Consider the following 13,456-nt stretch of genomic DNA (forward strand, 5'->3'; position numbering starts at 1 on the left):
CACCGATGAGCGATCCCGCCGACTTCATTGACGAGTCGCTCCAGTACGAGAGCTCGGAGGAGCGGGCGGAGGAGTACGAGCGGCGGTACGGGACGGACCTCGCGTACTACGGCGCTTCCGTCGGGGCGGTCCGGGGCGCCGTCCGCAACGCGGAGCGCCGGTACCGGAGCCTCGGACACGACGACGTCGCGGCCGTCGCCTCCGAGCTGTGGTCCCGCCCGGTGTTCGAGCGGCGGTTCGCGGCCGTCGTGCTCCTGCAGTCGTCGGTGCGGCTCCTGCGCTCGTCCGACCTCACCCGGATCGAGGGCTTCCTCCGCTCGGCGCTCCTCCGGGAGCTCGTGGACCCCCTCGCCGTCGACGTCGTCGGCCCCCTGCTGCTGCGCCTGCGGAAACAGGATGCCGTCCGCGCGTCCGCCGTGCTGGACCGTTGGGCGGCGGCGGACGACCCGTGGCTGCGCCGTGCAGCGGTCCTCGCGCACCTGCCGGCCTTCCGGGCCGGGGACGGCGACGACGCATCCTTCCGGCGCACGGTGCGGCTGGTCTCCGGCGCGCAGACGGGCCGGGACACGGCCGTCGAGGACGCGGTGGCGCTGGTGCGGGCCGCCGGAGCCGGCTGACCGGGACCGGAGGCGCTACCGGATGTCGATGGTCCGGATGAGCTTGCCGCGCAGCGCCGGTACGAGGTGGTGGACGCCCATGAGGCCGAGGCCGTAGCGCCGGACCCGCCGCATCGACGTCGCGACCTTCAGCCCCGCGTCGATGCGCACCGCGGCGCGACCCAGCCGGCGGGACACGCGGACGGACAGATCGATGTCCTCGTCGCGCGTGTCGATCGCCGTCCGGCCGAATCCGCCGACCTCCAGATAGGCGGACGCCCGGATCGCCATGTTGTGACCAGCGACGAAGCGCAGGTAGGCGACGTCGAGATAGGTGACGGCCATCATGATCCGCAGGAGCACCAGCGCACCGGGCATCAGCTGGTCGTCACCCCACCGGTAGTACCGGTCGCGCAGCGGCACGCTGGTCCCACCCAGCAACTGGACCTCCGGGTGCCGGGCGAACGTCCTGCGGATGCGGTCGGCCCAGTCCTCCGCCGGCTCGCTGTCACCGTCCGTGCGCGCCACGAGGCGGAACCCGTCGGCGATCGCGGCGCGGAAACCGGTGTCGCTCGCAGCTCCCGTGCCCTTCTGGACTTCCGTGAGGACCGTGACGTTCAGCAACGGGTGGGCCGCGGCGAACCGCCGGACCCGCAGCACGGTGTCGTCCGTGGACCCGTTGTCCACCACGTAGACGCGCAGGTCCGCGTCCCCGCGCTGCCGGCGCAGTGCTTCGAGGGTCCGCGCGATCCCGGGTTCGTTGAAGACGGGCACGACGACGGCGAGCGGCTCGGTCATCGTCCGGGCTCCGAGGCCAGGGCGTGGATCGACGGCATGGCGTCAGGGGCTGTCGAGGTCGCGGGCGCCGAAGGTGTCGCAGGACCTCAGGTCCCCGGTCTCGTAGCCCTGCGAGAACCAGGCCTGCCGCTGGGCGCTCGAGCCGTGCGTCCAGCCCTCCGGGTCGACCCGGCCGGTGACGGCTTCCTGGATGCGGTCGTCACCGACGGACGCGGCGGCGGAGAGCGCGTCCTCGAGGTCCGTCGTCGAGAACGTCCGCAGGAACGGTTCTCCCGACTCGGGATCGGGGACCGAGGTGGCGTGGGCGGCCCACATCCCGGCCAGGCAGTCGGCCTGCAGCTCGACGCGGACACCGCCGGATTCGGCTCCCTCCGGATCCTGCTGGGCGGCACCGAGGGTGCCGATGAGGTTCTGGATGTGGTGGCCGAACTCGTGGGCCACTACGTACTCCTGGGCGAGCGGGCCGCTGGCCGAACCGAACTGCGTCACGAGCTCGTCGAAGAACGCCGTGTCGTAGTAGGTCTGCTGGTCCGCGGGGCAGTAGAAGGGCCCGACGGCGCTCGTGGCCGTCCCGCAGCCGGTATCCGTGCTGCCGGTGAAGAGTACGACACCGGGCTGCGTGTAGGCGACGCCGAACTGGTCCAGGTAGGGAAGCCAGAAGCTGTCGAGGCTTTCGGCCGTGCCGAGGATGCGGCAATCGAGCTGCTCGTTGGCGTCGGCGCCGGTCTGGCACGCGTTGATCGCTTCGACCTCCCTGTCCTCCTGCTGCGAGGTCGGAGCGCCCTCCTGGAGTCCCAGCTGATCCACGACGTCCGGTCCGAAGATCAGCGAGAGGATGAGGAGGAGGCCGCCACCGACCCCGCCGCCCACGGCGGCACCCCGGCCGCGTCCGCGACGGTCACGAACGCGCGACGGATCGAGCCGGGTGTTGTCGTTGAAGCTCATGGATCAACAATAAGCCGACTGAGGGTTGACGCGGGACACTGCGCGGCTGAGCCCCGTCGTGCTATTCGAGGGGGCGCAGTTCCCGCGGCAGGCGGGCGAGCGGGTCGACGGCGGTATATGCGGCAGCCAGCTTCAGGGCGGCGAGATCCTGCTCGAGCAGGAGCGCCGCCTTCTGATGGCCCACGGGGTTGAGATGCACGTCGTCCGCGAGGAATTCCTCGAGGGCGTGGGTGGTCAGCCAGCCCCCGGCCGACACGAAGGGGATCCCGCGCTGGCTCGCGAGGGTGCCGAGCAGGGCGTCGACCTCGGCCCGACGGGCGCCGCCGTCCGTCGCGCTGCGGCTGAGCGTGCCGATCATGACCATGCGGGAGGACGGGTACGTGCGTTCGAGCTCGAGGATCAGGGCGTTGGCGCTCGCGAGGATGTCGCCGTCCGAGACGCCGGACCGGGCGTCGTTGCCTCCGCCCTCGACGACCACGAGGGCGGGATCCCCGTGCGGCAGGACCCAGTCCCCGCTGGTGAGCGCATCGTGGTAGTTCGCGTCGCCCGCTCCGTTCGTCGCGACGAAGCCCGTACCGCCCGCGCCGAGGAACCGCACGGAGTACCCGAGTTCGTGCAGGGCGATCTGGGGCCAGGTGTCCGCTCCGCCCGACTGCGAGTCGCCGATGAGGACTGCGGTGCGCTGCACGTCGGGCACGACCACTTCGAGGCGACCCGTGGCGGGATTCCTGGCGGCGCTGCCGACCGGGAGCTGCGCAGGCGCGACGGCAGGTAGCTTCGCGGTCGTCGGATCCGCGGGCGTCTCACCCGGGGTCTTGTCGGTCCGCGCCTGCCGGGCCATGGCCGCAGGAGGTTCGGCGTCCGAGGCCGTGGCGTCGCGGGTCTCCGCGGAGGCGGGAGGAACGGTACCTGCCAGAAGACCGAGCGAGAGCCCGAGGGACATGAGGGCCACGTGCGCCGAGTTCCTCCGACGCGGTACCGGGGCGCCGCGGGCCCCGCTCGTCGTGCTGCTGTGCATTGCCACCCTTTTGTCGCCCGGACTGCCCCCATCCGGAGTCCTGTCCCCAGTTTACAAGCGCGGGGAGGCAGCTTCGTGCTTGATCCGGTGGCATTCCGGCGGTACCGGTGGCGCGGCGCGGATGTCCTCAGGTGTTCCAGGAGGACGGCGCGTCGATCCGGTCGGGCAGCCGCGTCCGGCTGTCACCCGACGCCGCGGCGACCTGCATCGGGGTGAGGAAGAGCGCATGGGAGAGGTCGGCGCCGTGCAGGTGCGCGTCCCGCAGGTCGGCACCGAGCAGGTCCACCCAGCGCAGGTCGGCCGCCCTGAGGTCGGCCGCGATGAGATAGCTGCCCCGGAGGTCCGCACCCCGGAGGTCCTGCCCGGCCAGGTCCGCACCGAGGAGATCGGCACCCGGCGCCAGCCGCCGGGGGATGCGCCTGCCGCCGGCAGCCGTCCTGACCGCTCCGCTCACCGCCGACAGCGCCGGTCCGACCCTGGCCCGGAGCGCGTCGAGGTCGACGGCGTCGAGGCCCGCCGGATCCAGCCGCGTGAGGGACACCGTCTCCGACACCAGGGCGGCGATCGAGGAGGCGTGCTGCGGAGGCACGGACCCGGACGATCCTGCCAGTCGCGCGGCGTCGTCGAGGTGCCAGAGCACCTCGTGCAGTTGCCGGACGACGGGGAAGGCGGCGAACATCGCGGGCCGTACTTCCGGATGTGCCGTCCAGCTGCGACCGCCGAACGTCTGCTGCGCCACGTGCTGGCCGGCGCCGAAGCAGTCGAACACGGTGCAGCCCTTGTACCCCTCGCCACGGAGCCGGGCGTGGATGGTGCAGGAGAAGTCGGCGGCGAGGTTGCGGCATGCCTGGCCTGCGGGCTTGTCGTGCGCGAAGTCGGTCGATCGTTCGAAGCCGAGCGCGGAGCAGCACAGCGCGAAGCACCTCGAGCAGTCGGCGGTCAGCTCGACGTCCGGGTGGGCGGAGAGGTGCAGCGGCACGGCGGGCACGGCCGGTCCTTCCAGGGGTGCGGGGATCGATGGCGGGGCGGCGCGCCACGCTGTGCGCGGTGGTCACCCTGCGGGATTCTCGCACCGATCCGGTGCGTCGCCAAGGGAAACCTCGCTGCGCCGCGCCGGGTTGTCAGGTGTAGGGGCTGCTGGAACGGTGGGGAACGGGCGGCACCGTCGTCGACACCCGCCGGACACGCGGGCCACCGTCCCGGATCAGAAGGAGCACAGCATGAACATCGTGTACGGAATCCTGGACGGACTCGAGCACGCGACGTCGCTGGACCGGATCGCGGATCCCCTCGCCGCAGCCGTCAGCAAGGCCGTACGGCCCCGGAGGATCCGCAACCTCCTGAGCGGTACGGCCATCGGCCACCACCTCCATCCCATGCTGGTCGTCATTCCGTCGGGTGCCTGGAGCATGGCCTCGTTCCTCGACCTCGTCGGTGGCAGGAGTTCCCGCAGGGCGGCCGACCTCCTCGTGACGGTGGGGATCCTCACCGCCGTCCCGACGGCGGCCACGGGCCTGCACGACTGGTCGGACACGCAGGAGAAGGAGCGCCGCGTCGGGATCGTCCATGCGGCCGGCAACTCACTGGCCCTGACGCTGTACACCGCCTCCGCCGTCGCCAGGGCGAAGGACCGGCGCGGCCTCGGGGTGCTGCTCGGCCTGGGCGGCTTGGGGTCGATGCTGCTCAGCGCGTTCCTCGGCGGCCACCTCAGCTACGCGAGCGGCGTCAATGTGAACCGGACGGCGTGGCACGAGGCACCGAAGGACTGGACGCGGGTGGCCAGCGACGCCGACGTCGTCGACGGCGGACGGCACACGGTCGAAGCGAACGGCGTGCCGATCCTGCTGCTGCGCCAGGGCGGGAAGCTCACTGCCATGGACAGCGTCTGCAACCACCTCGGCGGGCCGCTGGAGGAGGGCACGATCGAGGACGGCTGCATCACCTGCCCGTGGCACCAGAGCATGTTCCGGCTCGACGACGGCAAGAACTACCGCGGACCGGCCGCTGTGCCGCAGCCGGTGTACGAGACCCGGGTCACGACGGACGGCTACATCGAACTGCGCCAGCCCGCCTCCTGAGTGCACGCGCGAACGACGAAGCCCCGCCGGAACCGTCCGGCGGGGCTTCGTCGTCGTGCGGATGCCTAGTGCACGGGGACGGGGGAGTTCCCGTTCTCCTCGGGCGCCCGCACGAAGAACGAGGCGACGACGGCGAGCAGGAAGATGATCGCGCCGTACAGGAACGCCGCGCGGATGCCGCCGGCCAGGGCGGCCTCCGCGGCGACGCCCGTGCCGGCCAGGGACGTGCTCCGGATGGTCATGACCGAGATGAACAGGGCGGTGCCGGCCGCCCCCGCCAGCTGCTGGGCGGTGCCGAACACGGCGCTGCCGTGCGAGTAGAGGTGCGGTTTGACGGACCCCAGCGCGGAGGTGAGCAGCGGCGTGAACATGAGCGCCAGGCCCACGCTGAGCAGGACGTGCGCGACCAGGACCAGCCAGACCGGGGTGGTCTCGGTGACCCGCGTCATGGACCAGAACACCCCGCTGACCAGGAGCGCGCCCGGCACCAGGAGCACGCGAGGGCCGCGGCGGTCGTAGATGCGGCCGACGACGGGACCCAGGAGCCCCATCGCCAGGCCGCCCGGCAGGAGGAGCAGTCCTGAGACCAGCGGATCCATCCCGAGGACGGTCTGGACGTAGATGGGGATCAGGATGATGGTGCCGAACAGCGCCATCATGCTGATGGCGATCGCGACGATCGAGACCGTGAAGTTCCTCGAGGCGAAGACACGGAGGTCCAGCAGGGCCGCGTCGCGCCGCTGCAGCACGAGCTGGCGCGAGATGAAGCCGGCGAGCCCGACGACGCCCGCGACCAGCGGGAGCCATGCAGGGACGGCGCTGCCGGTCGAGGCCTCGCCGAGCTGGCTGAGACCGTAGATGACGCCACCGAAGGCGACCGCGGACAGGACGACCGACGGGACGTCGATCGCGGACCGCCGCGGGTCGGTGACGTTCTGCATCTTGGCGGAACCGACGGCCAGGGCGGCGAGCGAGATCGGCAGGACCAGCCAGAACATCCACCGCCAGTCGAGCACGCTGAGGATGGCGCCCGAGATGGTCGGGCCCAGCGCGGGGGCCACGGAGATGACGATCGAGATGTTACCCATGATCTTGCCCCTGGACATCGGCGGCACGAGGGTCATCACGGTGGTCATGAGCAGGGGCATCATGATCGCTGTGCCGGTGGCCTGGACCACGCGGCCGACCACGAGGACGCCGAAGCCCGGCGCCATCGCGGCGACGAGCGTGCCGAGGCTGAACAGGCCCATGGCGGCCATGAAGACCGGTCGCGTGTTGTAGCGCTGGAGGAGGAAACCCGTCACGGGGATGACGACGGCCATCGTCAGCATGAACGCGGTGCTCAGCCATTGACCGGCGCCCACCGTGATGCCCAGGTCCTCCACGAGGCGGGGGATCGCCACGCCCATGATGGTCTCGTTGAGGATCACCACGAAGGCGGAGATGAGCAGCAGCGTGATGACCAGCTTGTCGCGTGCCGGGAGGGCGCCGTCGACGCCTGTGGACCGGGAGGGGGCGGGAGCGGGGGTGCCGGCGGCCGGTGGAGTCTCCGGCGGTGTCGGAAGAGCGTCGGAGACGCGGGACGGGGGACTCTGGGAGGTCATGGTGATCCGCTCGGTTCGGCTGTGCGCACCGTCGGGATCGACCGTCCCGGGTGCCGTGGTCGTGGATCGGGCAGGTGCGAACGCAGGCCCGGTCAATGAACTGAACCCCGCACACCGGAACTCTATTCCGACCCCCGGTGTCCCTCCCGCTCCGGGCAGGAAGGCGCCGCTGCTCCACTAGCATGGGGCGGGTGCGGTCGCGGTCCCGGCCGCTCTTTCCGGCGCGCAGCGCAGGAGCCCCGGCATTCCCCGACGAAGGAGATTCCCCGTGCCTGATTCCTTCTACCGTGATCTCGGCGGCGGCAGGTTCGCGTCGACCGATCACGCTCAGGGTGCCTGGAACGCCCACGAGCAGCACATGGCGCCCATCTCGGGACTCCTCACACAGCGCCTGCTCGCCTGCGAGCCGCGCGACGGGATGCATCTGGGCCGCCTGAGCTTCGACATCCTCGGCCTGATCCCGGGAGGCGAGTTCGAGGTGACGACCGCCGTCGTCCGGCCGGGCCGGACAATCGAACTGGTGGAGGCGCGGATGGAGGCAGGCGGCAGGACGGCGATCGTTGCGAAGGCGTGGCGCCTCGCCGGCCAGGACACGGGTGTCGTCGCCGCTGTCGAGGACCCGCGGATCCCCGGCCCCGACGAGGCCGGACCGCACGAGGGCATGACGGCGTGGCCGGGAGGGTTCATCAGGTCGCTCGAGGTCCGGGTGGTCCCCGGCCACCGGCCAGGACGGGGGCAGGTCTGGATGAGGAACCCCTACTCGATGGTCGAGGGAGAGGAGACCCCCGACGTCGTGCGGCTCGTGGGCATGATGGACGCCGCCAACGGGATCGCCACCCGTGTCCCGCCGGGTGGCGACAGCTGGCTCTACCCGAACGTGGACCTGCAGATCCACCTGCACCGCCTGCCGGAGGGCGAGTGGCTCGGCCTCGACACGCGGGTCACGTTCGGCGCGAACGGCGTGGGGCTGACCTCCAGCGTGGTCCACGACCTCGACGGCCCGTTCGGGCGGCTCGAGCAGATCCTCACGGTGCGGAAGCTGTAGCAGCTCTGCAGCCGGAATGCCGGGGCCGTCCCCGGGGTTGCAGGTGTCATGGCCGACGCCGCGGCGGAGGACAGCGCCCCCACGCGTCCGTGGGACGTCTTCGAGGAAGAGGAACCATGCCGAAAGCAATCTGGAACGACACCGTGATCGCGGAATCAGCGGACACCGTGATGGTCGAGGGGAACCACTACTTCCCGCCCGCTTCTGTCTCGCAGGAGTTCTTCGTCCCCACCGGGACACACACCGTGTGCCACTGGAAGGGCACGGCCAGCTACTTCACCCTGGACGTGGCGGGGGAGCAGAACCGGGACGCCGCCTGGAGTTATCCGGAACCGAAGGAAGCGGCGGAGAACATCCGCGGTTACTACGCTTTCTGGAAGGGCGTCACGGTCACCGACTGAGCACTCCGCACAGGGGCGCCGTCCGATCGACGGCGTCCCCTTGCGGTGCGCCGGCAGTACTGCGCGACCTACCCGATCCACCCGCCCGATCCACGGCACCACGGCGCCGCCCGGCGCCCGAACGAAGGAGAACCCCATGGAATACCGGAAACTCGGCAACAGCGGCACGTCGGTCTCTCACCTCGCCCTCGGCACGATGACCTTCGGAGCGGAGTCGGACGAGTCCACCTCCCACGCCATCCTCGCCGACTACGCGGCGGCCGGCGGCAACCTGATCGACACCGCGGACGTGTACACGGCGGGGGCGTCCGAGGAGATCATCGGTCGGTGGCTCGCCAGGAACCCGACGGAGCGCGACCGCATGGTCCTGGCCTCCAAGGGCCGTTTCCCCATGGGCGACGACGTCAACGACCTCGGGCTGTCCAGGCGGCACCTCCGCCGGGCGCTCGACGCCTCGCTCACGCGGCTCGGCGTCGACCACATCGACCTGTACCAGGTGCACTCGTGGGATCCGCTGACGCCGCTCGAGGAGACGCTCGGCTTCCTCGACGAGGCGGTCGTCCAGGGGAAGATCGGGTACTACGGCTTCTCGAACTACACCGGCTGGCAGCTGACGAAGGCCGTCATGCTCGCCCGCCAGCGCGGCTACTCGCTGCCGGTGACGCTGCAGCCCCAGTACTCGCTGCTCGTGCGGGAGATCGAGGCCGAGATCGTGCCCGCGGTCCTCGACGCGGGCATGGGCATGCTGCCGTGGTCGCCCCTCGGTGGCGGCTGGCTGACCGGCAAGTACTCCCGTGACACCGAGCCGACCGGCGCCACCCGCCTCGGTGAGAACCCCCAGCGCGGCATGGAGGCCTGGGAGAAGCGCAACGCCCAGGACAGGACCTGGCGGATCATCGACACGGTCACGGAGATCGCCGCGGAGCGGAGCGTCAACGCCTCCCACGTGGCGCTCGCCTGGGTCGCCGCGCAACCGGGGGTGACCTCGGTGATCCTCGGTGCCCGCACCCGGGAACAGCTGGCGGACAACCTGGCGTCATCCGACCTCGAGCTGTCGTCCGGCGACCTCGGCCGCCTCGGCGAGGTCAGTGCCCCCACCTTCAGCGACTACCCGTACGGTGGCCCCGGCATCGAGCAGCGCAGCCGCCGCATCCAGGGCGGCCGCTGACCGGGGCGCCCGCAGGGCTGGACGCTCCGGCAGCCAGCCGCTATCGTTCGAGCAGCGACACGGGGTGTCCCTTTCCGGGGCTGAGATGAGACCCGTCGAACCTGATCCAGCTCATACTGGCGAAGGGATGTCCTGCCGGTCCGACGTCCGGCCGTCCTTCCGCCGTGGCAAGCGAAAGGCAGCACATGTCGGAACCGACCCTCGAACCACTCGGAACACCCCTCGGAACACCGCCCGAGAGCTTCCGGGGCGCCGACCCGCAGGTGACGGCCGAGGCGTGTGCCGCGCTGCTCGCCGCACTGCGCGACGCCGTGCCGCTGGTGCAGTGCATCACCAACGCCGTGGTCACGAATGTCACAGCGAACGTGCTGCTCGTCGTGGGCGCGACGCCGGCGATGGTGGACATCCCGGAGGAGGCCGGCCAGTTCGCGCCGGTCGCCTCGGGGGTCCTGGTCAATCTCGGCACACCGACCCCGGCCCAGTGCGTCGCCATGCGCGAGGCGGCGGAGGCGGCGGCTGCCGCGGGGACCCCGTGGGTCCTGGACCCCGTCGCGGTGGGATTCCTCGCGGTCCGGACCCGGACGGCACAGGACCTCGTCGCGATCCGGCCGACGATCATCCGCGGCAACCCCTCGGAGATCATCGCGCTCGCCGGCACGGGAGGCGGCGGCCGCGGCGTCGACTCCGTGGACGGCCCCGACGACGCGCTGGATGCGGCGCGCCTGCTGGCGATCCGCCACGGCTCGGTCGTCGCCGTGTCGGGGGCCGTCGACGCCGTCGTGCCGGCGCACGGGCCCGTCGTCCGGATCGCCAACGGGACCCCGCTCCTGACGCGCGTGACCGGTGGGGGCTGCGCGCTCGGAGCCGTGATGGCCGCCTTCGCGTCCCTCACCCCGGATGCACTGCTCGCGGCCACAGCGGCGACCGGCGTGTACACCCTCGCCGCGGAGCGTGCCGCGGCCGGCGCGGCAGGTCCCGGCACGTTCGCCCCGCGCTTCCTCGATGCGCTCGCCGACGTCACGCCGTCGGATGTCCGCCGTGGCCTGCGCCTGTCCGGGAGCGACTGATGCCCCGGCCTGCTCCGGCGCAGTACCTGCCGCTCTACCTCGTGACGGACACGGCCCTGTGCGCGCCCCGGGCCGTCGCCGACGTGGTCGCGGCGGCCGTCGCCGCCGGTGTCACCTGCGTGCAGGTCCGGGACAAGCACGCGGGCGGGCGGGACCTCGTGTCGCTCGTCGCCGCGGTGGCCCGCGCCGCCGAGGGTCGGGTGCCGGTCCTGGTCGACGACCGGGTGGACGTCTACCTCGCGGCGCGAGAGCTCGGGGCGCGCGTCGACGGCGTGCACGTGGGCCAGTCCGACCTGCCACCGGGGGTGGTGCGGCGCATCGTCGGCGTCGATGCCGTCGTCGGACTGAGCGCGGCGACACCCGGGCAGGTCGCCGCCGCGCACGCCCTGCCCGCCGGCACGGTGGACTACCTCGGCATCGGAGCGGTGCACGCCACCGCCACGAAACCGGACCATCCGGCGCCGCTCGGCGTCGAGGGGTTCGCGACGCTGGCCGCCGGCGCCGACCTGCCCTGCGTGGCGATCGGCGGGATCACCACCGCGGACGCCGCCGCCCTGCGGGCTGCCGGCGCGGCGGGGATGGCGGTGGTGTCCGCCATCTGCGCGGCGGCCGACCCCGCCGCTTCCACCAGGGACCTGGCTGAAGCATGGCGCGCCCCCACGGGATGGCGGAGCCGATAGCCGAATCCGGGCGCAACGGCAACCGGGAGAGTAGGCACCACCGGGACCTAGAATCCGGATGTGGCGACGAGAAGGACCGTGCTTGCCGGCGCGCTGGCCGCGCCGCTCCTCGTCGCGGAGACGGCGTGCGACGGAGGACCCATGAACAGCAGACAGCCCGACGAGGCGGCGCCGCATCCCGCCCTCCTGGCCGCGCGCCCGGGAACGGCGGAATCCGGCAGCGGGACCAGAACGGGGGTCCATGCCCTCGGTATCGCGACCACGCGTGACCCGATCGTGTTCGTGCCGGAGTCGCTGGACACCGGCGGACCCGTCCCGCTCCTGGTCGCCCTCCACGGCGCCGGCGGCGACGCACAGGGCGGCCTGTCCGTGCTGCGGGCGGCCGCCGAGCAGCTCGGGATCGTGATCCTCGCGCCGGCGTCACGGGCAGCCACCTGGGACGCGATCCGGGGCGGGTACGGTCCGGACACGGAGGTCATCGGCCGGGCGCTGGAGGAGGTGTTCTCGTTCGTGCAGGTGGACCCCGAACGCATCGGTATCGGCGGCTTCTCCGACGGAGCCTCCTACGCCCTGGGCCTGGGGCTCGCGAACGGGGACCTCTTCCGGAAGGTGGTGGCCTTCTCCCCGGGCTTCGTCCCCGCCGGACCCTCGAACGGGCAGCCCGCCGTCTTCATCTCCCACGGGACGGCGGACACCGTCCTCCCGATCGACGCCACGAGCAGGAAGGTGGTTCCCGCGCTCAAGCGGCGCGGCTACGAAGTGGTGTACCGGGAGTTCGACGGTCCGCACACGGTCCCCTCCGCCATCGCCGTCGAGGCCGGCCTCTGGCTCGAATGGACGCCGCTGCCGACGCCCTGATCCGGCGACGATCCGAACAGCGGCACCGACGCCGAGGGCCCCTTCGGCGGCACCTGGTCCGGACCCCAGGTCGTCGTGACCCACGGCCCCGCAGGGGCCGGCGCGGACGGCGTCGACCACGTGTCCGACGTCGCCGGCGGCCTCGACCGGGCCGGAGAGGCCGCGGGCGACAGGGACGTGGCCGTCCTGGGCGCCGACATCGCGCGGCAGTGCCTGGCGCTCGGGCGCCTGCACGAGATCCTGGTCTTCATCGAGCCGGTCCTGCTGGGCGCCGGGACACGCCTGCTGGACGTGCCCGGCGGGACGGACGTCGGGCTCACGCGGCGTTCCCTCGGCGAGTACGGGCACGAGACCACGCTGTGGATGGACGTCGTCCCCTGATCCCTCCGGCCGCCCGTGCCGTCGAACCGCCGCGCACTGCCTACGATGGACCGATGAGCAATCCGTGGCAGGGCGCTGCCGAGCTGGCACTCGTCCTCGACCCTCCGTCGGCGGACGCCGGCGGGGAGCTGGGGCGTGGGATCGGGCTGCTGCGCGACGTCGCCGCCGGCGAACGACCCGCCACGCTGCGCCTGTACCGCCCGAGCCCCACCGTCGCCTTCGGGCAGCGGGACGCGCGGCTCCCCGGATTCCCGGCGGCGGACGCGGCCGCCTCGGCGCTCGGGTTCGAGCCGCTCGTGCGGCGGGCCGGCGGCCGCGCTGCCGCCTACCACCGGGGCTGCCTCGTGGTGGACCACATCGAACCCGCGCCCGACCCCGTGGCCGGCACGCGCGCGCGCTTCGCGTCCTTCGGGACCTTCTTCGCGGAGGTCCTCGCCGGCCTGGGAATCGACGCGCACGTCGGGGAGGTGCCGGGCGAGTACTGCCCGGGCGAGTTCAGCGTCCACGGGCGGATCGACGGCGTGCCCACGATCAAGCTCGTCGGCACCGCCCAGCGGGTGGTCGCCGGCGCCTGGCTGTTCTCGTCGGTCGTCGTCGTCGAGGATCCGGCCCCGCTGCGCGCCGTGCTCACCAATGTCTATGCAGCCCTGGAGCTTCCGTGGCGGCCGGCCACCGCCGGTGCCGCCCAGGATCTCGCGCACGACGTCACGGTCGACGCCGTGCAGGACGCGCTGCTGGCGGCCTACACCGCCGTCGTGCGCCTGGAGGCACCGGAGGCGTCCCGCCACTGACGGGCGACGGGACGCCTCCGGCGCTG

Annotated in this window: 15 protein-coding genes and 1 riboswitch; of the genes, 10 read left to right on the forward strand and 5 right to left on the reverse strand. The window is 72.2% G+C overall.

Annotated features, from left to right (window positions below):
* The first annotated feature begins 5 nt into the window (after nucleotides 1–5).
* Nucleotides 6–617: a DNA alkylation repair protein gene (locus AC0Z9V_RS00970; RefSeq protein WP_485140438.1), complete on the forward strand. Its 612-nt coding sequence runs from the start codon at nucleotides 6–8 to the stop codon at nucleotides 615–617.
* A 15-nt stretch (nucleotides 618–632) separates the two neighbouring features.
* Here the strand turns inward: AC0Z9V_RS00970 and AC0Z9V_RS00975 are convergent, their stop codons facing one another.
* The 4 genes from AC0Z9V_RS00975 to AC0Z9V_RS00990 form a co-directional block, all read right to left on the reverse strand.
* The gene (locus tag AC0Z9V_RS00975; protein ID WP_485140439.1) at nucleotides 633–1,394 is read right to left on the reverse strand and encodes a glycosyltransferase family 2 protein; all 762 of its coding nucleotides are present in this window, start codon (nucleotides 1,392–1,394) and stop codon (nucleotides 633–635) included.
* Nucleotides 1,395–1,436: 42 nt separating this feature from the next.
* Nucleotides 1,437–2,339 carry a KPN_02809 family neutral zinc metallopeptidase gene (gene ypfJ / locus AC0Z9V_RS00980; protein ID WP_208739740.1) on the reverse strand — a complete coding sequence of 301 codons (903 nt, stop codon included), beginning with the start codon at nucleotides 2,337–2,339 and terminating at the stop codon, nucleotides 1,437–1,439.
* Nucleotides 2,340–2,400: 61 nt separating this feature from the next.
* Complete coding sequence (locus AC0Z9V_RS00985; RefSeq protein WP_485140440.1) at nucleotides 2,401–3,357, reverse strand: SGNH/GDSL hydrolase family protein; 957 nt, start codon at nucleotides 3,355–3,357, stop codon at nucleotides 2,401–2,403.
* Nucleotides 3,358–3,484: 127 nt separating this feature from the next.
* The gene (locus AC0Z9V_RS00990; RefSeq protein ID WP_485140441.1) at nucleotides 3,485–4,345 is read right to left on the reverse strand and encodes a pentapeptide repeat-containing protein; all 861 of its coding nucleotides are present in this window, start codon (nucleotides 4,343–4,345) and stop codon (nucleotides 3,485–3,487) included.
* 232 nt (nucleotides 4,346–4,577) lie between these two features.
* On the opposite strand from AC0Z9V_RS00990, the gene AC0Z9V_RS00995 reads away from it, so the two are divergent.
* Nucleotides 4,578–5,435 (forward strand): Rieske (2Fe-2S) protein, encoded by an 858-nt coding sequence (locus AC0Z9V_RS00995; protein WP_485140442.1) that lies wholly within the window; start codon nucleotides 4,578–4,580, stop codon nucleotides 5,433–5,435.
* Between the two features lie 65 nt (nucleotides 5,436–5,500).
* Here AC0Z9V_RS00995 and AC0Z9V_RS01000 read toward each other — a convergent pair whose 3' ends face one another.
* Nucleotides 5,501–7,039, reverse strand: coding sequence for an MDR family MFS transporter (locus AC0Z9V_RS01000; protein WP_485140443.1), 1,539 nt, complete (start codon nucleotides 7,037–7,039; stop codon nucleotides 5,501–5,503).
* Between the two features lie 268 nt (nucleotides 7,040–7,307).
* On the opposite strand from AC0Z9V_RS01000, the gene AC0Z9V_RS01005 reads away from it, so the two are divergent.
* From AC0Z9V_RS01005 to AC0Z9V_RS01040, 8 genes are all read left to right on the forward strand, one after another.
* On the forward strand, nucleotides 7,308–8,084 hold the full coding sequence (locus AC0Z9V_RS01005) for a thioesterase family protein (RefSeq protein ID WP_133081782.1): 777 nt from the start codon (nucleotides 7,308–7,310) through the stop codon (nucleotides 8,082–8,084).
* 116 nt (nucleotides 8,085–8,200) lie between these two features.
* Nucleotides 8,201–8,485: a DUF427 domain-containing protein gene (locus AC0Z9V_RS01010; RefSeq protein ID WP_459289637.1), complete on the forward strand. Its 285-nt coding sequence runs from the start codon at nucleotides 8,201–8,203 to the stop codon at nucleotides 8,483–8,485.
* Between the two features lie 136 nt (nucleotides 8,486–8,621).
* A complete protein-coding gene (locus AC0Z9V_RS01015) occupies nucleotides 8,622–9,653 on the forward strand; it encodes an aldo/keto reductase (RefSeq protein WP_485140444.1) in 1,032 nt (343 codons plus the stop codon).
* A gap of 50 nt (nucleotides 9,654–9,703) precedes the next feature.
* Nucleotides 9,704–9,798, forward strand: a riboswitch (TPP riboswitch).
* Nucleotides 9,799–9,838: 40 nt separating this feature from the next.
* Nucleotides 9,839–10,720, forward strand: coding sequence for a hydroxyethylthiazole kinase (gene thiM, locus AC0Z9V_RS01020; RefSeq protein WP_485140445.1), 882 nt, complete (start codon nucleotides 9,839–9,841; stop codon nucleotides 10,718–10,720).
* The gene (thiE, locus tag AC0Z9V_RS01025) at nucleotides 10,720–11,400 is read left to right on the forward strand and encodes a thiamine phosphate synthase (protein WP_485140446.1); all 681 of its coding nucleotides are present in this window, start codon (nucleotides 10,720–10,722) and stop codon (nucleotides 11,398–11,400) included. Before thiM ends, thiE begins: the two co-directional genes overlap by 1 nt.
* Nucleotides 11,401–11,460: 60 nt before the next feature.
* Nucleotides 11,461–12,258: an alpha/beta hydrolase gene (locus AC0Z9V_RS01030; protein ID WP_485140447.1), complete on the forward strand. Its 798-nt coding sequence runs from the start codon at nucleotides 11,461–11,463 to the stop codon at nucleotides 12,256–12,258.
* Between the two features lie 75 nt (nucleotides 12,259–12,333).
* Entirely contained in the window at nucleotides 12,334–12,639 is a 306-nt protein-coding gene (locus AC0Z9V_RS01035) for a hypothetical protein (protein WP_133081786.1), read from the forward strand.
* A 53-nt stretch (nucleotides 12,640–12,692) separates the two neighbouring features.
* On the forward strand, nucleotides 12,693–13,430 hold the full coding sequence (locus AC0Z9V_RS01040) for a lipoate--protein ligase family protein (RefSeq protein WP_485140448.1): 738 nt from the start codon (nucleotides 12,693–12,695) through the stop codon (nucleotides 13,428–13,430).
* The last annotated feature ends 26 nt before the right edge of the window (nucleotides 13,431–13,456 follow it).

The sequence above is a fragment of the Arthrobacter sp. UYP4 genome, assembly GCF_057291175.1.